This is a genomic window from Rhizobium sp. 01T417 (assembly GCF_056398905.1).
In genome coordinates this window covers 117,598-140,104 of sequence record NZ_JBFTQH010000006.1, presented here as the reverse complement: position 1 = coordinate 140,104, position 22,507 = coordinate 117,598, and the positions used below count along the sequence as shown (strand labels likewise).

Genomic DNA, 22,507 nt, shown 5'->3' with positions numbered 1-22,507 from the left:
CCGGACATGTGGATGAAAGGCGGCGGGCATTTGCCCGCCGCAGCAGTTGGACTTAGCGCGGGAAGCTCTGAGCGTTGCCGGCATCCACGTTGATGATGTTGCCGGTTGATTTCGCCGAGAGATCCGACGCCAGGAAGTAGATGGCTTCGGCGATGTCCTCGGGGAAGACATTGAGCTTCAGCATGGAACGCTTGCGGTAATGCTCCTCGAGCTCGTTGATCTCGATCTTGGACGATGCCGCCCGCTGTTCACGCCACTCTCCGCTCCAGATCTTCGAACCACGCAGCACGGCGTCCGGATTGACGGTGTTTACGCGAATACCGGCTTCTGCGCCTTCGAGCGCCAGGCAACGGGCAAGATGGATCTCGGCAGCCTTGGCCGTGCAATAGGCAGCAGCATTCGGCGACGATGCCAGACCGTTCTTGGAGGCGACGAACACGACGTTGCCGCCGAGATCCTGCTTGCGGAACAGGCGGAACGCCTCGCGCGACACGAGGAAGTAGCCGGTCGCCAGGATGTCGATGTTCTTGTTCCACATCGAAAGCTCAGTGCTTTCGATCGGGGCGGACGAAGCGATACCAGCATTCGACACAAGGATATCGACGCCACCGAACTCAACACAGGCTTCCGCGAAGGACGAGATCACGCCGTCCTCCTTGGTTACATCAAGCTTGACGCCGCGCACGGCGTCGGCGCCGAATTGCTTAGCGAAATCGGCCTTCGTGTTGTCGAGCGCTTCCTGGTCGATATCGGCCAGGACCACGCAGGCCCCCTCGCCGATCAGGCGGGCAGCGGTCGCACGGCCGATGCCGCCGGCACCGCCGGTGACGAAGGCAACCTTGCCTGCAAGGCTCTTCGGCTTCGGCATGCGCTGAAGCTTGGCTTCTTCGAGCAGCCAGTACTCGATATCGAAGGCTTCCTGCTCAGGCAGGCCCTGATATTCGGAAACGGTCGAGGCACCGCGCATGACGTTGATGGCGTTGACGTAGAACTCGCTGGCGATACGGGCTGTCGCCTTGTCGCGGGCAAAGGACAGCATGCCGACGCCGGGAACGAGGAAGATGACCGGGTTCGCATCGCGCATGGCGGGCGAATTGTCATGCTTGCAGTCGTTGTAGTAGCGCGCGTAGTCGGCACGGTAATCTTCGAGCGCCTTGTCGAGACCGGCAACGATCGCGTCCACATCGGGCTTTGCCGGATCGAAGTCGACGATCAGCGGGCGGATCTTGGTGCGCAGGAAATGATCAGGGCAGCTGGTGCCGAGCGCGCCAAGCGGCTGCAGATTCTTAGAATTGACGAATTCGAGAACCGCATCCTGATCGTCGAAATGGCCGAGCTTGCGCTCTGCCTTGCCGATGCGACCGCGGATTTCAGGCATCAGGCGAGCCGCAATGGCACGGCGCTGCTCGACCGGCAGGCTCAGGGTGGCAGCACCGCCGAAGATCGTCTTGCCCTCGGTCTTTTCCGCAAACCAGACGATCGCCTTGTTGATGATGTCGAGCGTCAGCTCGTAGCAGGCCTTGGCATCGTTTGCCCAGGTGAAGAGACCGTGGCTTTCGAGCACGACGCCCTTGGCATTCGGATTTGCCTTGACGAAGGCTTCGAGGTCGAGGCCGAGCTGGAAGCCCGGGCGGCGCCACGGCAGCCAACCGATTTCGTCGCCGAAGATCTGCTTCGTCAATTCCTTGGAGTTCCTGGAGGCAGCGATTGCGATGATCGCGTCCGGATGCATGTGATCGACATGGGTGAAGGGCACGAAACCGTGCAGCGGCGTGTCGATCGAGGCCGCACGGCTGTTGAGGTTATAGGTGCAGTGCGGGAGGAAGCCGACCATGCGGTCTTCGTCTTCGACGCCCTTATAGATGCCCTTCAGGGAAACGAGCTTGTCCTGATAAAGAGTGGCGAAGCCGTCAAGCTTGATGGTCCCGACGTCGCCGCCCGAACCCTTGACCCAGAGAACCTTGACCTTCTCGCCGGTCAGCGGATCGGTCTCCATGACCTTGGCAGAGGTGTTCCCGCCGCCATAGTTGGTGATGCGCTTGTCGGCACCCAGCAAATTCGAGCGATAGAGCAGCTTTCCAGGCTCATCGAGGCCTGCCGCGTATGAATCGTCCCAACGGTTATCAAGAAGCCGGACGGTTGCCGCCATGTCATCCTCCCATGTAAAATTTCTTGGACGCGCGAACGAACTCGACGCTCCTTTGCGGTCACGGTATCGCTCATCAAAACGGACATTGTCAATCGAAAACGATCAAAATCGATTATGCTGCAGCGCAATATGAAATTTTATGATCGTTTTTGATTGACACATTCTCACAACTGCGAAATAAGCAAGCTAGGAGGAACCCCATGCACGAACGCGAACGCCATCGCATCATATTGAGCGCCGTTCAGGAAAAGTCGGTCGTTACGATTCAGGATATTTCCGAATTGACCGAGGCTTCCGAGGCGACGATCCGGCGTGACATCGCGGCCCTTCATGTGCAGGGAAAGATCCGGCGTGTACGCGGTGGCGCAGAGGCCGTGCATCCGCCGCAACTCGGCAATCTGGCCGGGCGGCCCTTCAGGGTTTCGGAATCAGTCAACATCGATAAAAAGCGCTCAATAGCGCGCGCTGCCGTTGATCTCTGCGATCAGGGCGATGCGATCATCATCAATGGTGGGACCACCACGTTTCAGATGGTGCACTTCATGGCCGCCCATCGCATGCAGGTGATGACCAACTCGTTTGCGATTGCCGAGCATCTGGTCAAGCACTCGAAGAACACGGTAACGGTCCCCGGCGGGGTGATCTACCGCGAGCAGAGCCTGATCCTGTCGCCATTCGACAATGATGCGATCCGCAATTTCTACGCTCGCCGCTTCTTCATCGGCGCGCAGGGCGTCGGTCCGCTCGGCATCATGGAATCCGACGCGCAGATCATTCAAAGCGAACAGAAGCTGATGCACCAGGCCGACGAACTCGTTGTCATGGTCGATTCCAGCAAATTTCACCGCCGGTCGAGCCTCATTTTGTGCCCGCTCGACCGTGTTTCGACGATCATTACGGACGACGGTGTTCCCGAGGACTCCGTCCGGATGATCGAGGATGCGGGCATCAAGCTCGTCATTGCGAGCACGATCTCGCAAGTGAAGGAGGATTCCTCGTCGGTTGCCTGAGGGGCCCCGTCAGGATGTAGTTAAGTCTTATCAACGTGGGAGGATAAAGCATGAAATTCGCAAAATCACTCGCCGTCGGCGTCGCCTTTGCGGTGGCCCTGATGGCAGGCGCAGCAAGCGCCAAGGACGTCAAGATCGGCCTGGTCGTGAAGTCTCTCGGCAACGGCTTCTTCGAAGCCGCCAACAAGGGCGCACAGGAAGCGGCAAAGGAACTCGGCGGCGTGGAAGTCATCTACACCGGCCCGACCTCGACGACGGCAGAGGGCCAGATCGAAGTCATCAACTCTTTGATCGCCCAGGGCGTTGATGCCATCGCCATCTCCGCCAACGACCCGGACGCTGTCGTACCGGCCCTGAAGAAGGCCAAGCAGCGCGGCATCAAGGTCATCTCCTGGGATTCCGGCGTCAACAAGGACGGCCGCATCCTGCAGCTGAACCCGTCGTCCAACGAGCTGATCGGCAAGATGTGCCTGACGCTCGCCAAGGACCACCTGGAAGGCGGCAAGGGTGACTTCGCAATCCTGTCGGCAACGACCACCTCGACCAACCAGAACATCTGGATCGACCAGATGAAGAAGCAGCTCAAGGACTTCCCGGGCCTCAACCTCGTCACGACAGTTTACGGCGACGATCTGTCTGACAAGTCCTATCGCGAAGCCGAGGGCCTGCTGAAGTCGAACCCGAACGTCAAGGTCATCGTCGCTCCGACGACGGTCGGCGTACTGGCCGCTTCCAAGGTTGTCGAAGACAAGGGTCTTGTCGGCAAGGTCTACGTGACCGGCCTCGGCCTGCCGTCTGAAATGGCTGGCGCGATCAAGTCTGGTGCAACGAAGGAATTCGCCATCTGGAACCCGATCGACCTCGGTTACTCTGCCACGCAGATCGCCTACCACCTCGTAAAGGGTGACGCGACCGGCAAGCCGGGCACCGAAATCGAAGCTGGCCGCATGGGCAAGATCAAGATCGACGACAAGGGCGAAGCCGCCATGTCCGATCCGTTCGTGTACAACGCTTCGAACATCGACCAGTTCTCGAAGGTTTTCTAAGCCTCGCTCATCCAAGCAAAAACCCGGCGGTTCGCGCCGCCGGGACTTTTCATTTGAACACTGGTAAACGCTGATGAACACTGCCCTTCAACAATCCGTCGCGGGTTTCAAGACGGACGAGGCGCCCGCGATCCTCGAGATGCGCGGCATTTCGCAGATCTTCCCCGGCGTGAAGGCGCTCGATAACGTCAGCATCGCGCTCTACCCCGGCAAGGTTACCGCCCTGATCGGTGAAAACGGCGCCGGCAAATCCACACTCGTCAAGATCCTGACCGGCATCTACCGGCCGAACGAAGGCGAGATCATCGTCGACGGCAAGCCGACCACCTTCGCCAATGCGCAGGCCGCCATCGACGTCGGCGTCACCGCCATTCACCAGGAAACCGTACTCTTCGACGAGTTGACGGTTGCTGAAAACATCTTCCTCGGCCACGCGCCGCGCACGAAGTTCCGCACGATCGACTGGAAACTGATGAACAGTCGGTCGAAGGAATTGCTCCATTCGCTTGAAAGCAACATCGATCCGACGATCCGTCTCAAGGATCTCTCAATTGCTCAGCGTCACCTTGTCGCAATTGCTCGCGCACTTTCCATCGAAGCGCGCATCGTCATCATGGACGAACCTACCGCAGCACTGTCGCGCAAGGAAATCGATGACCTCTTCCGCATCGTCGAGGGCCTGAAGGCACAGGGCAAGGCGATCCTCTTCATCAGCCACAAGTTCGACGAGCTTTATGAGATCGCCGACAATTACGTCGTTTTCCGCGACGGTCGCGCTGTTGGCCACGGCCAACTCAAGCAGACGCCGCAGGACGATATCGTCCGTCTCATGGTCGGTCGCGATGTCGAAAATGCATTTCCCAAGGTTGAAGTGGCCATCGGAGGTCCGGTGCTCGAGGTCGAGAAATACTGTCACCAGACAGAGTTTCGCGACATTTCGTTCACGCTTCGAAAGGGCGAGATCCTTGGTGTCTACGGCCTGATCGGCGCCGGTCGCTCCGAGCTCTGCCAGTCGCTGTTCGGTATCACCAAACCCGCATCGGGCACGCTGAAGCTTGGGGGCCAGGCGCTGACAATCCACTCGCCACTCGATGCGATCCGCGCCGGCATCGTCTACGTACCGGAAGAACGCGGTCGCCACGGCCTGGCGCTGCCCATGCCGATTTACCAGAACATGACGCTGCCGTCGCTCGGGCGCACATCGCGCAAGGGTTTCCTGAAGGCCGCCAATGAATTTGCCTTGGCACGCAAATATGCCGAGCGCCTGGACCTTCGTGCAGCAGCGCTCTCGGTTCCCGTCGGGACGCTGTCGGGTGGCAACCAACAGAAGGTGGTCATCGGCAAGTGGCTGGCAACATTGCCGAAGGTGATCATCCTCGACGAGCCGACAAAGGGCATCGACATCGGTTCGAAGGCGGCCGTGCACGGTTTCATCAGCGAGCTTGCCGCCGAGGGACTGTCGATCATCATGATCTCGTCAGAACTGCCGGAAATCATTGGAATGTCCGATCGAGTCCTCGTCATGAAGGAAGGCCTCATGGCCGGCCTCTTCGAGCGCAAGGATCTGACGCCGGAAACGCTGGTTCGCGCCGCGACCGGTAATGCTTGAGGTAATCGGAATGTCGAGACTCCTGAAAAAACGCGAAACCCTGCTGTTCATCATTATCGCGATCATGGTTGCGACCTTCTCGACGAGAGCCCAGGATTTCGCGACACCCGGCAACCTTGCTGCCATCTTCAACGACACGTCGATCCTGATCATCCTTGCGCTCGCTCAGATGACCGTCATCCTGACGAAGTCGATCGACCTGTCGGTTGCTGCAAACCTTGCCTTCACCGGCATGGCCATTGCGATGATGAACGCCGCCTATCCCGATCTGCCGCTGATCGTCTTGATCCTCGCCGCGATCCTGATCGGCGCCTTTCTCGGCGCGATCAACGGCTTCCTTGTCTGGGCGCTGGAAATTCCGCCAATCGTTGTCACGCTTGGCACACTCACCATCTATCGCGGCATGGCTTTCGTCCTGTCAGGCGGCGAATGGGTCAACGCGCACCAGATGACGCCGACCTTTCTCAACGTGCCGCGCACCGTCGTCCTCGGCATGCCGATCCTGAGCTGGGCCGCGATCATCATCGTCGCGCTGATCTACATGCTGTTGAAACACACCCAGTTTGGCCGCTCTGCCTATGCTGCCGGCGGCAATCCGACGGCTGCGGTCTACGCCGGCATCGATGTCGGCTGGACGAAATTCCTTGCCTTTGTTCTGTCGGGAGCGCTCGCCGGGCTTGCCAGCTATCTCTGGGTCTCGCGTTATGCGGTCGCCTATGTCGATATTGCCAACGGCTTCGAACTCGACAGCGTTGCAGCCTGTGTTATCGGCGGCATCTCGATTGCCGGTGGCGTCGGCTCGGTGATCGGTACCGTGCTTGGCGCCCTGTTCCTCGGTGTCATCAAGAATGCCCTTCCCGTCATCGGCATCTCGCCGTTCACGCAGATGGCGATTTCCGGCACCGTCATCATCCTTGCCGTCGTCTTCAACGCAAGGCGCGAGCGCAATCGTGGCCGCATCATCCTGCGTGACAAGGCCGCAGCAGAGACACCAGCAGAGGTGGCAGCATGAGCACCGTCGTTTCCGCCCCGAGCGAAAAGCGCGTCATCCCGGACCGCCTCGGCACGCCGTTCAAGCGCATCATGTCGAGCTGGGAGGTCCTCCTCTTCGGCGTTGCTGTCTTGATCTTCATCTTCAACTCGCTGGCATCCCCCTACTTCCTCGACGCCTGGAACCTTTCGGACGCGACCTTCAATTTCACTGAAAAGGCGATGATCGCATTTGCCATGGCGCTGCTCGTCATTGCCGGCGAGATCGACCTGTCGGTTGCCGCCATTATCGCACTTGCTTCGACCGCCATGGGAGCGGCAGCGCAAGTCGGTGTCGGGGCACCCGGCCTCGTTCTCATCGGCATCGGCGTTGGCCTGCTCTGCGGCATGTTCAACGGGTTTCTCGTTTCCGTCATGAAGCTGCCGTCGATCGTCGTGACGATCGGCACGATGAGCCTGTTTCGCGGCATCTCCTACATCGTCCTGGGCGATCAGGCCTATGGAGGCTATCCGGACGATTTCGCCTTCTTCGGCCAGGGCTATGTCTTCTGGGTCTTCTCCTTCGAGTTCGTGCTCTTCATTGTGCTCGCAATCGCCTTTGCGATCCTGCTGCATGCCACGAATTTCGGCCGTCAGGTCTATACGATCGGCAATAACGACTTCGCCGCCCGGTTCTCCGGCATCCCGGTCGAGCGCGTGAAATTCATCCTGTTCATATTGACGGGCGTGATGAGCGGCGTCGCCTCCGTCTGCCTGACCTCACGCCTCGGCTCCACCCGCCCCTCGATCGCTCAGGGCTGGGAGCTCGAAGTCGTTACCATGGTCGTACTCGGCGGCGTCTCGATCCTCGGTGGCTCCGGCAAGATTGGCGGCGTCGTCATTGCCGCCTTCGTCATGGGCCTTGTCACCTTCGGCCTCGGCCTCTTGAATGTGCCCGGCATCGTCATGTCGATCTTCATCGGCCTGCTGCTGATCATCACCATCGCGATCCCGATCGTCGCCCGCCGTCTCAAAGCCATGAGTTCTAAATGAAGTTGGAAAAACACGCCTTCAAGATGACGCTGAACCCCGGCATGGAAGCCGAGTACAGGAAGCGGCATGACGAAATCTGGCCGGAGCTGGTCGACCTGCTGCACAAATCCGGCGCCAGCGACTACTCGATCCATCTCGACCGCGAAACGAACACGCTATTCGGTGTGCTGACACGCCCCGCTGACCACACGATGGCAAGCCTGCCCGACCACCCGGTCATGAGGAAGTGGTGGGCGCACATGGCCGACATCATGGCAACCAACCCGGATAATTCCCCCGTCCAGAGCGACCTCGTCACCGTCTTCCATATGCCATGACGCCGAATTACAGCCGCATCGCCGTTCTCGACATCGGCAAGACCAATGCCAAGGTCGTGGTCCTGGACAGCGCGACCGGCGCCGAAATCGCCGTGGCGAGAACTCCGAACACGGTTCTCAAGGGTGGACTTTATCCGCACTACGATATCGATACGCTGTGGTCCTTCACGTTGGATGCCCTTCGCTCCTTCGCCAGGGAGCCGGGTTTCGACGCCATCTCGATCACGACGCATGGAGCCTCGACTGCGCTTCTCGACAGGACGAGCAATCTGGCCATGCCGGTGCTCGACTACGAGCACGAATATCCCGAAGACATCAGCGACGCATATGCGCGACTGCGCCCACCCTTCGAAGAAACCTTTTCGCCGCACCAAACGATGGGCCTGAACATCGGCGCGCAGCTGCATTACCAGAAGACTGCCTTCCCTGATGATTTTGCCAAGGTGGCAACGATCCTCACCTACCCGCAATACTGGACAGCACGGCTGACCGGTGTCGTGTCGAACGAGGTGACCTCACTCGGTTGCCACACCGACCTCTGGAACCCGCGCGACGGCCGCTATTCCTCGCTGGTCGATACTCTCGGCATCCGTGACCTGATGGCGCCGATCCGTTCGGCCTTCGATCCGCTCGGACCGGTCCTGCCTGATATTGCCGACGCGATCGGCCTCACCCGCAAAATCCCGGTCTATTGTGGCATTCACGATTCCAACGCGTCGCTTCTGCCACATCTGCTTGACCGCCCAGCGCCTTTCGCAGTTGTCTCGACGGGCACATGGGTGATCAATTTCGGGGTCGGCGGCGATCTCGATCATCTCGATCCCAAGCGCGACACACTCGCCAATGTCGATGCCTATGGCCGGGCCGTTCCCTCGTCCCGCTTCATGGGCGGACGCGAATATGAAACGATCTCGGGCGAAATCGGACAGGTTGACAAGGAAAAAGTCGCCTCGGCGCTCGAGCAGGCGATAGCAAAGCGCCTGATGCTGCTTGCGAATGTTGCGCCGGGCTCCGGCCCATTCCCCGGCAAAAGCGCGCGTTGGGTCAACGCCCAAGACGTGACACCCGAAGAGCGCTACGCCGCGCTCTGTCTCTATCTCGCCATGATGAACCAGGCCTGCCTCGATCTGATCGGCGCGCGGGGCCCGGTCATCGTGGAAGGACCATTTGCGCTCAACGATACGTATCTGACGCTGCTTGCGGCTCTAACCAACCGCGATGTCATCGCCGTCCCCGGATCGACCGGAACGAGCCAGGGCGCCGCTCTGCTGACCGGCATCAAGCCACCTGCCGGCGCCGAGCGCCATGTCACGCGAAGCCCTGTCTCCGGGCTCGACGCCTACCGTCGATCTTGGCATGCAGCGATGGCATAGCAGTCTTTCCATCAAGACCCCTCGCTCCATCTAAGCGTTAGCTATAGGCTCGCGACTCAAAGCAAAAGGAGGAGACCTCATGGCAGATTCGGCCGCCGCACCCTTTGATCCGCGCGCACTCGCAGCAAAACTACACGGTCTGCGCCGTTCACGAAACCAGGCACCGACCGCGGGGTTTTCCCTGCCTGCCGATCTCCGGCACGCGATGGACGCGCAGAATTTTCTCGCCGCCGATGAGGCGATCGAAAGCAACGCCTGGAAGGTGACGGTCTCGCCCGACGGGCAGGCGGTAACCGCGCCACTGCACCCTTATGTGCAGGCTGACTCAGGGGCGCAAATTCCGTGGCAGAGGGGCACCAAATTCGAGGCAGAGATCGCCGTTCGCCTCGGCCGTGACCTGCCGATCCGCCGGGAGGGCAGCTACAGCCGAGCCGACATCGTCGACGCGATCGACGCCGTTCATCTCGGCGCCGAACTTCTGGCCAGCGCCGTTGAGGAGAGCAGCAAGATCTCGTTCCTTCTGTTTCTGGCCGATCGACTGGGAAACAGCGGCTATGTGCTCGGTCCGCGCGTGCCAAAGTCGGCGGTCGACACGGCAAGCGGAACGGCACTTAAGGTGACGTTCAACGGCCAGCCGCTCTATGATGCGCCCGCCCAGCATCCCAAGGGGGATGTCCTGACGTGGCTCCTGGACTACGCAAATGATGGGATGCGGCCAAACACATCGCTCAAGGCTGGCGCGCTCGTCACGACGGGCACGCTCTGTGGCGCGATCGAACTTGTCACACCAGGCGAAATCGAAATTGCCTTTGGGGGATCTGCCTATTTGCGACTGGCCCTCGTCTAACTGCATTCAAAGTGTTCTCAGGCTGATGTTGCCACACCAAATCAATCGCTTCAGAATGCGATGCTATCGGATACAACATTTGAAAACGGGACGTGGTCAGTCGTAGATCACCAGCTTGGCAGGCCAATCGGTGACCGGGACGGATCAGCCGGCAGAACTAGGCTGGAGGCTCAGGCTTTGGCTGATTTTCGCAATGGAATATCGGCCTCTCCCCCCCAAAGGAGCAGATTTCCTCGCGGCTTCAGAAGATACGCAACGCTTGGGCACTCACTGGAAAGCGGCAGACGCGATAAGCGGTCAGCGTACTCTTGGCGATCGCAGATGTTCGAGGAACGGTCAATCATTCGCGGGCCTGTATCATGGTCAAGCGCGTTCGGTGCGGTCACAAGGCGATCTCCCAACGTACAAGGATGAGGCCGACGGCGCGGTCGTCACCGCGACGGGTTGTCCAGCAGAGGTTTGGTCAAGCAGCGTCAAGTTGACGCCGTCCGAAGCACTGCAGCTAATAACTCGGCTGAGGAGGCGGCTCACCGAAAATAAGAGAGCTGCTCGCAGGGAAATACCGAAACTACACTTATCAATAAACTAAGCGATAAATCTCCTGCGGCACAGTAGGCCAATGCCATCCTATCGTTTCCATCCGCGCATCGACCTCAACGAACTTCGCTTTCAATAAGCTCGCTGCGAAGGCTTCTCTCGCGTAAGATGAGCAAATGAAGACGCTTCTCAACCAAATTCAACTTTCGGCGTCGGATCTCGTCGGCCATCTCAACTGCGAGCATCTCACGTCCCTCGACCTCCAGGTCATGTCCGGCGCGGTTTCAAAGCCGGTGCAGTGGGATCCACTTCTAGACATCCTGAGGGAGCGCGGTTTTAGGCACGAGGCAGCCTTTGTTGATCACCTCACCTCAAGCGGTCTCTCTGTCGAAAAGATCGACGGCGTCGGCATCGAGGACGTCTGGGTGGCACAGACCCTCGCTGCCATGCGCCGAGGCCCCGATATCATAGTGCAGGCCGCTCTTCACGATGGTCGCTGGGCTGGTCGCGCTGACATTCTGAGACGCGTCGAGCGGCCAAGCGATCTCGGACAGTGGTCTTATGAAGTTATGGATACCAAGCTGGCCCGGGAGACTCGGGGCGGCACCGTACTGCAGCTCTGTCTGTACTCGGACCTGTTGGCATCCACCCAGGGACTGCAACCCCATGCGGCCTATGTTGTCGCGCCATGGTCTGACTTCGAGCCGCAGCGCTTTCGCCTGGACGACTATGGAACCTATTATCGAAAAGCGAAGCGGGCGGCGGAAGCGGCGACGCTGGCTGAACCGGCAGAGACCTACCCTCACCCGACGTCACATTGCGACATCTGTCGCTGGTACGATGCCTGCGACAAACGCCGACGCAATGACGATCACCTCTCCTTCGTCGCTGGTATTTCCCGGAACCAGATAGCGGAATTCGCTGAGCACGATATCAGGACGCTCGACCAGCTCGCCCACATGCCGCTACCCATGTCTTGGAAGCCAGAGCGTGGGGCGGTGCAGTCGTTCACAAGGGTTCGGGAGCAAGCGCGGATACAGGCGGAATCAAGGCAATCGGGAGAGCCTCGGTTTGAGCTGATTGAAGTCCAACCAGGTCTCGGGTTGTCCGCGTTGCCCGAACCCAATCCCGGCGACGTGTTCTTCGATCTCGAAGGTGACCCCTTTGTTGGCGAACATGGATTGGAATACCTGTTCGGGTATCAATACTGGGGCGCTGATGGCAAAGCAGAGTATGTATGTGATTGGGCATTCGATCGAGAGGCCGAGAAGGCGGCGTTCSAGCGCTTCATCGATTTCATCGTCGAGAGAAGGGAGACCTATCCTGGCCTCCACATATACCACTTCGCTCCTTATGAACCGGCTGCCTTGAAGAGGTTGATGGGGCGCTACGCCTCCCGTGAAGAGGAGATCGATCAGCTTCTCCGGAATCTCGTCTTCGTGGATCTCTACAGCGTCATTCGAAACGCATTGCGTGCGAGTGTCGAGAGCTACTCCATCAAACGGCTTGAACAGTTTTATCGATATGAGCGCACGATAGCTCTACGGGACGCAAACGTGGCATTGGCGTCGCTCCAAGCCGGGCTGGAGCTTGAAGACATCTCATCAATTACGCAGGGCGAAAAGGATATCGTTCGAGGCTACAATGAGGATGACTGCGTCTCTACCAGGTATCTCAGGGACTGGCTGGAAGAGCGGCGCGACGAGCTTGTCGCGACCGGCGTCAGTGTTCCTCGTAGACCGCTCATGGACGAAGCCCCCAGCGAAAAAGTATCCACCCGCCAACGGCGCGTCGCCGAACTGTCCGAACGCCTTTTGACCGGCATCTCGGTTGATCCCGAACAGCGTTCGCCACAAGAGCAGGCGCAATGGATTCTCGCAAACATCCTCGATTGGCATCGTCGTGAAGACAAGGCGTCTTACTGGGAAAAATTCCGGCTCAGGGATCTCAGTGTTGATGAGCTACTGGACGAGCGCGCGGCGATTTCCGGACTTTCCTTTGTTGAGGAGGTCGCCGGAGGCAAAGGTAAGATCCCGGTTCACCGTTACACGTTCCCGCCTCAGGATACCGACGTTCGCGCAGAAAAGTCGCTTTTTCAGCCCGGCGGCGCTCCGCTCGGGACCGCTCTTGACATCGCCAGCGACCAATTCACGATAGACATCAAGAAGAGAGCGGATACCACCACTGTCCATCCCCAAGCTGTGTTTGTCCATGAGCATATCCCTGCCGACGAGCAGGCCGAGGCGCTTCTGCGGTTGGGCGAGTATGTGGCTGATGAGGGCATAACGGGTGAAGGCCGATATCAGGCAGCTCGGGAACTGCTGCTCCGCCTGCCACCGTGTATCGGTGGCGAACCTCTGCAAAACGAAGGGGAAAGCACTCTCGATGCGGCGATCCGCATAGCGGCCAAGATGGAAAGAGGCGTCCTGCCGATCCAAGGTCCGCCAGGCACGGGCAAGTCGCACACAGGTGCGCGAATGATCTGTCAGTTCGTTGCTGACGGAAAGAAGGTCGGAATTACGGCCAACAGCCACAAGGTGATCCGCAACCTCCTCGACAAGGCGATGGAAGCCGCGCAAGAGATGGCCATCGATATTCGTTGCGTCCAGAAGCCCGAGGCTGGCAACACCGAGGCGAGTACCGCGCATCTCCTCTTTGCGAAAAGAAACGAAGATCTACTGGATGTGATGAAGTTGGGGCAACGAGACGTTGCCGGGGCAACCAGCTTCCTTTGGGCTCGCCCGGACGCGGAAGACGTGCTGGACGTTCTATTCGTTGACGAAGCCGCCCAAATGTCCCTTGCCAATGTGCTCGCGGTGTCCCACGCAGCCAAACGATTGGTGTTGCTCGGCGATCCACAACAACTCGACCAGCCCACCCAAGGCACCCATCCCGATGGGGTCGGTGTTTCGTCCCTCGAGCATGTTCTCGGAGAACGGCAGACTATTGATCGCGATCAAGGGCTTTTTCTCGCCGAGACCTGGCGGATGCAACCAGACGTCTGTGATTTCATTTCCGAGCTTTTCTATGAAGGGAAACTGGCCCCGATCGTTTCATGCGGCCAGCAAGAAATCCTCTCCGAAGGGCCGATAAAGGGATCGGGCTTGAGATACCTGCCTGTCGAGCACTCGGGCAACGCCAGCTCATCGATCGAAGAAGCCAATGCCGTAGCGTCTTTAGTATCCCGGATCCTCGAGTGCGGACCAACGTGGTTGGACCGCAAGAGCCAGGTGGCATCGCTTTCCATCGACGATATTGTAATCATTACGCCATACAATGCTCAGGTCCTCGAAATCCAGAAACGACTGCCCACTGCCAGAGTGGGAACGGTCGACAAGTTCCAGGGCCAGGAAGCGCCAATTGCGATCTATACCATGGCAACTTCGAGCTATGCCGAAGCCCCCCGGGGCATGGAGTTCCTCTATAGCGCCAACCGTTTCAACGTCGCTATCTCGCGGGCGAAGTGCTTAGCGATCCTGGTCGCCTCCCCGGCAATCTTCGATGCCGACTGCAAGACGCCGAGACAGATGCAGTTGGCCAACGCTTTCTGCAGGTATTTAGAACTGGCCGAAGTGGTCGGCAGCCAGTGAGACTCTCCGCTTCCCAGCCAAAAACAGCGCTTATTCGTCGGCACCCCCTGAAGACGCCCGTGCAAGGATGAAGTGCTGGCCGGCCTAGGGCTTCGCACGGGACACGTCGCTACGTCTGGGCACCTATTTTTGATAGCTTAGCGCCCATCTCGTGGGCATGTCCTCGCGAGAGGGCGGTCCCACACGAAATCCGAATAGCCGAATGCTCTCGTTCCGTGGCTGTTGCGCCATAGCTGTTGGCTGCCCAATTCGCATACCTCGAATTTAAGATCACCACCCCTATTCTGCCGCCCTTCTTACCTGCTGTGCCGGTAGCTACGTGCGTCAGCGTGTTGGCATGTAGCAGCAAGTAATTGGCGTCCAGCGGCAACCTGAGGTTCTGGATGCTTCTTATATGCGGGTTGTCGTGATGGCCACGGCAATTCGAGCGAGACCGCCCGACGATGAGGTGGCCGCGGAAAAGGAAATCACAATGCGAGAGTTAACCGCAATCGCAATCGCGGCGGCGAGTTTTCTCGCTGCTGTGCCGGCGAATAGTGCCGATTATCGGAAGGTCGACTTCGATACCGTCGCAATATCCGGTCCTATCGAGTTTGGTGACGAAACCAAGTTCAGGACCGCTGTCAGCGAGGTCAAGAGAACCCAACTCACGGATGCAGGCGTGATTTTGCTCGTCGATACACCCGGCGGCAACGTATACGCTGCGCGCCAGATTGCGGCAGGGATACTATCGGCCCGGATCAAAGGCATACCCACGACAGTAGTGGTCCGTGCGGGATCGGTCTGTGCGTCATCCTGCGTGGTGATGTTCGCAGCCGCCACTACACGCATCGTCGAGGTCGGCGGCACTAAGGATGGCAAGAGGATACCCTCGGGGGCCCTCTACGTTCACACTCTGGCGATCGATGGCAATGAGACGGAAGCCACGATGGCCGCATCCGTCGAGCTTGCGCGGGTCATGAAGGAAGTAGGGACTCCTGATCCTGTCCTCGCCAAGTTGCTACTGACCGGGAGCCGCGACGGAAAGCGGCTGGACGCGAGAGATTTGAAGAGTTGGGACAACACAGTCCTCGTTCCCTTCCATGGTTCCGAACTGCGATGATCACCAAAGGAGCTACGAACTTGATCAGGACCTTGCTTACCGCAGCTATCGCAGTCGGAAGTTGCGTTAGTGCTGCCAGTGCCCAAGACATTGTTCTTTGTGGATTCGTTTCCAAGAAGACCGGCGAGGCTATCGGGTATAACCTGGCCGTCGAGCCCGGCAACCCGAGAGCGGTCGAAACCGCCTTCTACAAGGGCAACGAGGAAATCCGCCATCTAAACGGTGGACAGCCGTACTGGTATATCTCGACGTCCCCTAACGGTGGCCGGAACTACACCTATGGTCCCGATCCCCGTTACGTCATATCGGTTGCCCCCGGCTCACCTCAGCGCGTTAGCCTTCAAGCTGGCCGATTTGATAGCTGGAACGCGGGCCTCTTCGTCAACAATAGGCTGATATCCAAGCCCTATGGATTCTGCATGGTGCCGGTGGCGGTAGAGCCCAGCGTCCCGTCGGTTGAGCAACTGCCTGACCTGTCCGCCCAGCAGCCAAGCATGCCTCAGCAGCTGGCGAACGAGCCTTTGCAAGCAACCAGCGACGCCAGCGGCGATCTCGGTGCGGCCTTCGATGCCAACCAATGAGACCTGTCCCATCGGCCCCATGCGGTCCCGCGACTGCATCCATTCGGTCGACCACGAATACGTCCGGGCGGATTTCCGCGTTGATCTTGAGAACGTCGCTGGCCTTGCTTCCCGTCGCCGCCACCGTGAAATCCTCGTTCAGTTTAAATAGATCCACCAAACCTGCCAGCATTAATGGATGATCATCGACCAACGCGATAGAAACCGATTCCATACGGACGTCCCCAGGCCATTCGTTCCCTCGAGTTCATTATGGAGCCATTTTGCCAAAACTGTCCATGTAGTGAAAACGGAGTAGCCCTCTTGAAGCCGCGGCAGATGTATCCCTCGTAAGGCGAGAGGCGCGGTGCGGTACCGGCTAGCGGCCGGCGCATTTCATTTGGGACATTTTTGCTGCCTTCGACTGCTGCAGCGACCAGGCCCATCAAGAGCCCAGTCGGTTTTTTCCAGTGCAGGTTCGACCGTTTACGCATGGGCGCTCGGTCGACGAGGCGCCTACGCGGAATGGTCGCCCCAGGCGGTCAGTAGTCCCAGAAGGCCGGGACCCAGCGGAAAGCATCGCCATCAACCGCCACATGGCCGACGGACGGGAACGGCAGGTGCGTGGCAACGAGCTGTGCGCCGGTCTCCGCCAGCTCCCGCAAAAGTCGGACCCGGACGCGGGCCGCCTCTTCTGGGTCGTGTTCGAAACCGTTATACCAGTCGGGGTGTTCGAACCCGACCGCAAACACGGCGTCGCCGGCAAACATCAGCCGATCACCGCCGGACGCCACGCGAACCACGCAATGCCCGGGGGTGTGGCCGCCGGTACGTGTGGCGACCACGCCCGGCGCCACCTCTTGCTCCTCATCGAACAGCCGCAGATGGCTGCGGTATTCTTCGGTGAACCGCTTGGCCGCCGCCCGAAGCGCGTCCGGGAACCCCGGCGGCATCGAGACGCGGGAGAAATCGGGCGCCTCCCAGAATTTGACCTCGGCGGCCGCCACGTGGATCCGCAGGTCCGGCCGCAGCCGTTCCTTCACCCCGTCGACGAGCAGCCCGCCAACGTGGTCCATGTGCATGTGGGTCAGCACGATGTCGGTGACGGATCCAAGATCGATGCCAGCCGCCTCCAGTCGCTTGGCCAACTGCCCTGCCCGCGGCAAGTTCAAGTCCGGGTCCAATCCCAGTCCAGCGTCGATGAGTATGGTCTGCCCGCCACTACGCACAAGAACCGCATTCAGCGACCAGTCGAAAGCGTCCTGCGGCAGGAACATATCGTCGAGCCAGCCAGCTCGGACGGCAGGGTCGGCGTTATGTCCCAACATCGCGGTTGGGAGCGGCAGTACCCCATCGCTGATAACCAGCACGTCAATCTCGCCGACCCGCACCGCGTAGCGCGACGGGACCAACTCTTCGGACCGTGCTCTGGCGGGTTGTGAGGGGTTGTTCTGGGTCATGTTCGCCTCCTCCCGCCCAATCCTGCGGCTCTCTGCTTCTGCCTGTGACATGGTGTGCTCCTGTTTTTGCGTGATCGAGACATGTCGGTCCCGAGCCCGTAGCGGACGCTAGGTCGAAGCGTATTGGCGGTCGAGCTACACCTGAGGACAGGGCAGCCTGTGCATGGGGAGGACGGTTGCGAAGATTTGGTGGTGAACATTGTGGTCTGAAGGCGTAGGTGCCCTTGCCTGCCGAAGGGTGCAAGGCACACCACCCAGCGGCCACGAGCCACGGCCTGGCACGTCGAAGGACGGCACGCTACAATTGAATTTCACTATTCCGCGGCCAGACAAACCGCGCGCGAACACTCGGCAAGGCATACGACCCGGAACCGTATTTGCGGACGTGCAGAATGGGCCGGTTGGACCCGCCCGGTGAATTTGTCCGACCCATTGAGGCTCTGAAATCCGAGGGCCGCCGCTCCGCTGTATTTCTCGTACTCGCTGCCACTGGGCAGACGCGCCTCATAGCGTTGAACCTGATTTGAGCGGGCTGCAACGGCGATAGGCATCACTAGAGGCAGGTCGTGATGCCACCGTCGACATAGAGAGTGTGTCCGTTGACAAAGGATGATCCTTTCCCGGACAGGAAGACCGCCGCGCCGATCAGTTCATCCACCTCACCCCAGCGGGCGGCAGGCGTGCGCTTTTGAAGCCATGAGGAGAACTCCTCGTTATCAACGAGAGCCTGATTGAGCGGCGTCTTGAAATAGCCCGGCGCGAGGGCATTCACCTGGATTCCGAACTTGGCCCAGTCGGCGCACATACCGCGGGTCAGGTTTTTCACAGCGCCCTTGGTGGCGGTGTACGGGGCAATGCCCGGACGAGCGAGTTCGCTTTGGACGGAGGCGATGTTGATGATCTTTCCTGCGCCGCGCGTGATCATGTGCCGGGCAACGGCCTGCCCGACATAGAAGATGCTGGAGATGTTGGTTTTCAGCAGCTGCTCCCAGCGATCGGCGGGAAAATCCTCCAGCGACGTGCGAAACTGCATTCCCGCATTGTTGATGAGAATATCGATTGGACCAATGGCGCTCTCGATCTCGTCGATGCCATGTTTGACTGCGTCAGCATCGGTCACATCAAAGGCATTCACAGCAACATCGTAACCGGCCTCCCGCAGAGCCTTCGCGGCCGCCTCAAGCTTTAACGCATCGCGCCCGTTCAGCACGACGGATGCGCCATGCTCGGCAAGCCCCTTGGCCAACGCAAAGCCAATGCCTTGTGACGAGCCGGTTACCAATGCTCGCCTGCCGCTGAGATCGAAAAGCGGAAAACCCATCATGTACTCTCCAGTGTCTCTTGTTCGACATGCGCACCCGCCCGAACCGGCTGAAGCGGAGCTCTGTCTAGTCGGTACAGCCTGTTGTCCTGAGTACACCTTGACGCCCAGAGCCGATAGAGGCACCGGCGTCCGCCCGTCTATCGTCGCGATCGCGTGGATGCAGCCACGCACTCCCGGATGTGGTGTCGCAGCTGGTCAGAACGATCCGACAACAGTTCCGAGCGTGATGACGACGACCAGCGCAACAAGGGCGCTTGCGATGGCGGCCATGGCGAGATCAAGGTAACCATCCTTATGCGAGACACCACAGACAGAAAGGAGCGTCACGACAGCACCGTTGTGCGGCAAGCTGTCCAGCGTACCGGCGCCGATGACCGCAACCCGGTGCATCAGTTCGGGATCAAGACCCGTCTGGTGGGCAATTTCCATGTAGGTCGGCCCCAGGGCATCGAGCGCGATCGTCAGCCCGCCTGACGCCGAACCGGTCAATGCAGCAAGGATATTCGTCGCAATCGCAAGGGAGACCAGTGGCCCTCCCTCGATGCCCAGGACCCAGACCTTCACCGTCTCGAATGCAGGGAGAGCAGCCACGACGGCGCCGAAGCCGACAAGGCTGGCAACGCTCATGATCGGCAGGACAGCCGCGTTGACGCCGGCATCGATGATCGAACGGAGACCAGGAACGCGGTCAAAGTTGGTAACGAGCAGCGCCACGATGCCCGCCGTCAATGCCACAATCACCGACCAGACACCCGCAACCGCTGAAAGTGTGGTTGAGCCCCACGCAGTTTCCGCCAGATAATGCGCGTCGATACGCGGCAAAACGGCGAACGTCATCACCAGATTGGTCGCAACGACGACCACCAGCGGCAGCGCTGCGATCAAAAAGCCTGGTCGCATCGCCGCATGACCGCCGCGCGCAATTTCACCCGGATCGAAGTCATGCGCGACTGCGCCACGCTCCCGCATCCTGTCGTCATTTGAAATGGCATCAGAGGCCGTCAAGCCAGCGTAGCGATAGGTCTCCCCTGCCAGCTTCGCCTTTCGCCGCGCCCTCTGCAGCCACCACATGCCGAAACCAAGCATGACCGCCGAGGCGATGACGCCGAGCCCGGGGGCAGCAAACGGATTGGTGCCAAAAAATGGCATCGGGATCGCATTCTGGATCGCCGGCGTGCCCGGCATGGCAGACATGGTGAAGGTGGATGTTCCAAGGGCGATTGCTGCCGGCATGAGCCGGTGCGGAATGTCGGCCGCCTTGAAGAGAGCATGCCCCATTGGAGCAAGGACGAAGAAAGCGACAAACAGGCTGACGCCGCCATATGTCACGAAGGCGCCAGCAAGCACGACGGCGAATATGGCTCGTCCTGCCCCGAGCGTCTCGGTCATCTTCACGGCAATTGCCTCAACCGAACCACTGGCTTCCATGAGCTTGCCGAAAAGAGCGCCAAGCAGAAAAATCGGGAAGAACTGGGCAATGAAATCCGCCGCGTTGCGCATGAAAGTCTGCGTCCAGCTGGCAAGCAACGGCTGGCCAGCCAACAGTGCGGCAAGCAGGGCACAAAGGGGTGCGAGAAGAAGGATGCTCCAGCCGCGGTAAGCGAGCGCGACGAGAACACCAAGAGCGATAAGGACGCCAACAATATCCATGACGTTGCTTTGCGCTCTGACGTCTATTGCAGGACGGTATCGAGCAGGCTTTCGATGTCAAAGCTCGCCCGCTTTCCAATATCCGTGCCATGGCTGGCGAGAAATTCTTGCGCGGTCTCGCGCCCTTCCTGCCGCAACATCGAAAGAAACTCCCACTCGCCGTTCATCTTGGATGACGCGCTGAGTTCCACCATGCGCGGTGGCGTTGCAATTCGATGGAGACGTATGCTTGACCATTCCTTCGCCCAGGCGATTTCATCCGGCGCAACGCCACTTTCCGAAAGCATCCGCTGGAGTATGGCCATCGCTCGCAATTCCTTCTTCAGGCTGGAGTTAAAGGAGATCTCGTTGATGCGATTGAGAATTTCACGTGCAGTCCTTGGAACTCCCGCGCGCTCTACGGGATTGACCTGAACAAGCAAAATGTCGCGTGCCGCACTCTCCCGGACGACCGGCGTAAGCAGCGGATTTCCCGAAAACCCACCGTCCCAGTAGGGATCACCGTCTATTTCGATCGCCTGGTGCAGCATCGGCAGGCATGCCGAAGCCAGCACGGCGTCGGCACTCAGTTCGTCGTTGCGAAACACCCTCGGCAGCCCGGTTCGCACGTTCGTGGCATTGACAAACAGTTTGATCTCGGAGCGCTTCAAGGCCTCGAAATCCACGCTCTCCTCGAGGATGTCGCGGAGCGGATTGATGTTGGTCGGATTGATCTCATAGGGCGAAAACAAGCGGCTCATAAGGTCGAAGAAGAGATAGGCAGGCGAGTGGTCAAGCGACCAGTTACCGGTCATCACGTCAAACGCCGTTCGCTGAAACGGGCTGAACCGCGCAACGTCGCTGACCCGGGCCCAAAATGCCTCGAGAGCCACCTTCGCGCCCTCTCGACCATCCAGCGCATAGCCATGTGCAAGGACCACCGCGTTCATTGCGCCGGCCGAGGTGCCGGTTATGCTTGAAATCTCCAGCCAGGACTCATCGAAGAGCCGTTCGATCACACCCCAGGTGAATGCGCCGTGCGCGCCACCTCCCTGAAGCGCCAGATCAATTGCGATCGGATCGCGATCGGATCGCGTGGCACGGGCATTGCTGTAAGGTCTTGGCGGCATTTGGACCTCCGAGTTCAGCGTCTCTACCATATGGCGATTATTGCAGTGCAGCAATAGCAGTTCTCAACTGACAAGAATTTCGCTCGATAAGGTCGGACCTCAAGACCAAGAGGAATTCGCTTGCGTTAACCCACCGCGTTGGGACATTTTGGCCGAGTTCCTGCAGTATGAGGAACTTTCAAGCATTCTGAGGCATTCCTGATCATCTCCAAGGGGAGGACGTCATGAAGTGCTGCCGACATGCTGCTGTGGCCGCGCTGTTCTGGCTGGTCACCGGCTTCGCATATGCCGACGAGGCGCCTTTCCTCCAGTCGCTTGCTGGCGATTGGACGGGTGGAGGCATGATGAAACGCACGACCTCCTCGTCCCCGATCAACCTGAGTTGCAATTTCACATCCCAGGCGAGTGGCGAGGCGCTTTCGATGAAGGGGACCTGCCGCGGGATGATCGTTATCACACGACCGGTGTCAGCCAATATCACGGTCACCGGAACACAGTATGCCGGTCGTTACGTCGGTCCGTCCGGTGGCGTATCCGGTCTTCAGGGAAGCCGCCGCGGCGACGCCATCAATCTCGCGGTGCGCTGGTCAAAGGTGATAAACGGTGACCGCAGCGCCAACATGACCATCCAGCGTGTCGATGCCAATGCGATCCGCATTCGAACGGTCGACAAGGATCCGGCATCCGGCCAGCAGGTGGTGACCAGTGAGATCAACCTGCAGCGCGATTAGGTGCCGAGGCCGATACAACCTCTCGTCGGAGCAGCCGCGCAAACCTATATAGATGGCAAAATGCCGGTGAT

General features: G+C 59.4%; 17 protein-coding genes. 12 read left to right on the top strand and 5 right to left on the bottom strand.

The annotated features are described in order from the left end of the window. Nucleotides 1-52 precede the first annotated feature (52 nt). The gene (locus AC1DPR_RS09040; RefSeq protein ID WP_477816161.1) at nt 53-2,149 is read right to left on the bottom strand and encodes a bifunctional rhamnulose-1-phosphate aldolase/short-chain dehydrogenase; all 2,097 of its coding nucleotides are present in this window, start codon (nt 2,147-2,149) and stop codon (nt 53-55) included. Nucleotides 2,150-2,349: 200 nt separating this feature from the next. On the opposite strand from AC1DPR_RS09040, the gene AC1DPR_RS09035 reads away from it, so the two are divergent. From AC1DPR_RS09035 to AC1DPR_RS08985, 11 genes are all read left to right on the top strand, one after another. Next, a complete protein-coding gene (locus AC1DPR_RS09035) occupies nt 2,350-3,159 on the top strand; it encodes a DeoR/GlpR family DNA-binding transcription regulator (protein ID WP_018856066.1) in 810 nt (269 codons plus the stop codon). Between the two features lie 50 nt (nt 3,160-3,209). Further along, a complete protein-coding gene (gene rhaS, locus AC1DPR_RS09030) occupies nt 3,210-4,205 on the top strand; it encodes a rhamnose ABC transporter substrate-binding protein (protein WP_025661576.1) in 996 nt (331 codons plus the stop codon). Between the two features lie 73 nt (nt 4,206-4,278). Beyond that, nucleotides 4,279-5,814 (top strand): sugar ABC transporter ATP-binding protein, encoded by a 1,536-nt coding sequence (locus tag AC1DPR_RS09025; protein WP_477816160.1) that lies wholly within the window; start codon nt 4,279-4,281, stop codon nt 5,812-5,814. A 10-nt stretch (nt 5,815-5,824) separates the two neighbouring features. Beyond that, on the top strand, nt 5,825-6,826 hold the full coding sequence (locus tag AC1DPR_RS09020) for an ABC transporter permease (protein WP_026371636.1): 1,002 nt from the start codon (nt 5,825-5,827) through the stop codon (nt 6,824-6,826). Continuing rightward, on the top strand, nt 6,823-7,836 hold the full coding sequence (locus tag AC1DPR_RS09015; RefSeq protein ID WP_018856062.1) for an ABC transporter permease: 1,014 nt from the start codon (nt 6,823-6,825) through the stop codon (nt 7,834-7,836). Before AC1DPR_RS09020 ends, AC1DPR_RS09015 begins: the two co-directional genes overlap by 4 nt. Continuing rightward, nucleotides 7,833-8,153, top strand: a complete 321-nt coding sequence (gene rhaM, locus AC1DPR_RS09010; RefSeq protein WP_477816159.1) for an L-rhamnose mutarotase — start codon at nt 7,833-7,835, stop codon at nt 8,151-8,153. Before AC1DPR_RS09015 ends, rhaM begins: the two co-directional genes overlap by 4 nt. Then, the gene (locus AC1DPR_RS09005; protein WP_477816158.1) at nt 8,150-9,526 is read left to right on the top strand and encodes an FGGY-family carbohydrate kinase; all 1,377 of its coding nucleotides are present in this window, start codon (nt 8,150-8,152) and stop codon (nt 9,524-9,526) included. Before rhaM ends, AC1DPR_RS09005 begins: the two co-directional genes overlap by 4 nt. 79 nt (nt 9,527-9,605) lie before the next feature. Further along, entirely contained in the window at nt 9,606-10,373 is a 768-nt protein-coding gene (locus tag AC1DPR_RS09000) for a fumarylacetoacetate hydrolase family protein (RefSeq protein WP_477816157.1), read from the top strand. 713 nt (nt 10,374-11,086) lie between these two features. Next, entirely contained in the window at nt 11,087-14,500 is a 3,414-nt protein-coding gene (locus tag AC1DPR_RS08995) for a TM0106 family RecB-like putative nuclease (protein WP_477816156.1), read from the top strand. Between the two features lie 409 nt (nt 14,501-14,909). After that, on the top strand, nt 14,910-15,602 hold the full coding sequence (locus AC1DPR_RS08990) for a hypothetical protein (protein ID WP_477816155.1): 693 nt from the start codon (nt 14,910-14,912) through the stop codon (nt 15,600-15,602). 20 nt (nt 15,603-15,622) lie between these two features. Continuing rightward, nucleotides 15,623-16,183 carry a hypothetical protein gene (locus AC1DPR_RS08985; protein ID WP_477816154.1) on the top strand — a complete coding sequence of 187 codons (561 nt, stop codon included), beginning with the start codon at nt 15,623-15,625 and terminating at the stop codon, nt 16,181-16,183. A 521-nt stretch (nt 16,184-16,704) separates the two neighbouring features. Here the strand turns inward: AC1DPR_RS08985 and AC1DPR_RS08980 are convergent. The 4 genes from AC1DPR_RS08980 to AC1DPR_RS08965 form a co-directional block, all read right to left on the bottom strand. Next, on the bottom strand, nt 16,705-17,622 hold the full coding sequence (locus tag AC1DPR_RS08980; protein ID WP_477816153.1) for an MBL fold metallo-hydrolase: 918 nt from the start codon (nt 17,620-17,622) through the stop codon (nt 16,705-16,707). 553 nt (nt 17,623-18,175) lie between these two features. Further along, nucleotides 18,176-18,943 carry an SDR family oxidoreductase gene (locus AC1DPR_RS08975; protein WP_477816152.1) on the bottom strand — a complete coding sequence of 256 codons (768 nt, stop codon included), beginning with the start codon at nt 18,941-18,943 and terminating at the stop codon, nt 18,176-18,178. Nucleotides 18,944-19,141: 198 nt separating this feature from the next. Then, nucleotides 19,142-20,596, bottom strand: coding sequence for a GntP family permease (locus tag AC1DPR_RS08970; RefSeq protein ID WP_477816151.1), 1,455 nt, complete (start codon nt 20,594-20,596; stop codon nt 19,142-19,144). 23 nt (nt 20,597-20,619) lie between these two features. Beyond that, nucleotides 20,620-21,705: a patatin-like phospholipase family protein gene (locus tag AC1DPR_RS08965; protein WP_477816150.1), complete on the bottom strand. Its 1,086-nt coding sequence runs from the start codon at nt 21,703-21,705 to the stop codon at nt 20,620-20,622. 224 nt (nt 21,706-21,929) lie between these two features. Between AC1DPR_RS08965 and AC1DPR_RS08960 the strand changes: the two genes are divergently transcribed. Further along, nucleotides 21,930-22,436 (top strand): hypothetical protein, encoded by a 507-nt coding sequence (locus AC1DPR_RS08960; protein ID WP_062369021.1) that lies wholly within the window; start codon nt 21,930-21,932, stop codon nt 22,434-22,436. Nucleotides 22,437-22,507 lie beyond the last annotated feature (71 nt).

Bases quoted from the DNA above. Each gene is read 5' to 3' on its own strand.
- AC1DPR_RS09040 (WP_477816161.1), bottom strand. From the start codon at position 2,149: ATGGCGGCAACCGTCCGGCTTCTTGATAACCGTTGGGACGATTCATAC.
- AC1DPR_RS09035 (WP_018856066.1), top strand. From the start codon at position 2,350: ATGCACGAACGCGAACGCCATCGCATCATATTGAGCGCCGTTCAGGAA.
- rhaS (WP_025661576.1), top strand. From the start codon at position 3,210: ATGAAATTCGCAAAATCACTCGCCGTCGGCGTCGCCTTTGCGGTGGCC.
- AC1DPR_RS09025 (WP_477816160.1), top strand. From the start codon at position 4,279: ATGAACACTGCCCTTCAACAATCCGTCGCGGGTTTCAAGACGGACGAG.
- AC1DPR_RS09020 (WP_026371636.1), top strand. From the start codon at position 5,825: ATGTCGAGACTCCTGAAAAAACGCGAAACCCTGCTGTTCATCATTATC.
- AC1DPR_RS09015 (WP_018856062.1), top strand. From the start codon at position 6,823: ATGAGCACCGTCGTTTCCGCCCCGAGCGAAAAGCGCGTCATCCCGGAC.
- rhaM (WP_477816159.1), top strand. From the start codon at position 7,833: ATGAAGTTGGAAAAACACGCCTTCAAGATGACGCTGAACCCCGGCATG.
- AC1DPR_RS09005 (WP_477816158.1), top strand. From the start codon at position 8,150: ATGACGCCGAATTACAGCCGCATCGCCGTTCTCGACATCGGCAAGACC.
- AC1DPR_RS09000 (WP_477816157.1), top strand. From the start codon at position 9,606: ATGGCAGATTCGGCCGCCGCACCCTTTGATCCGCGCGCACTCGCAGCA.
- AC1DPR_RS08990 (WP_477816155.1), top strand. From the start codon at position 14,910: ATGGCCACGGCAATTCGAGCGAGACCGCCCGACGATGAGGTGGCCGCG.
- AC1DPR_RS08980 (WP_477816153.1), bottom strand. From the start codon at position 17,622: ATGACCCAGAACAACCCCTCACAACCCGCCAGAGCACGGTCCGAAGAG.
- AC1DPR_RS08975 (WP_477816152.1), bottom strand. From the start codon at position 18,943: ATGGGTTTTCCGCTTTTCGATCTCAGCGGCAGGCGAGCATTGGTAACC.
- AC1DPR_RS08970 (WP_477816151.1), bottom strand. From the start codon at position 20,596: ATGGATATTGTTGGCGTCCTTATCGCTCTTGGTGTTCTCGTCGCGCTC.
- AC1DPR_RS08965 (WP_477816150.1), bottom strand. From the start codon at position 21,705: ATGCCGCCAAGACCTTACAGCAATGCCCGTGCCACGCGATCCGATCGC.
- AC1DPR_RS08960 (WP_062369021.1), top strand. From the start codon at position 21,930: ATGAAGTGCTGCCGACATGCTGCTGTGGCCGCGCTGTTCTGGCTGGTC.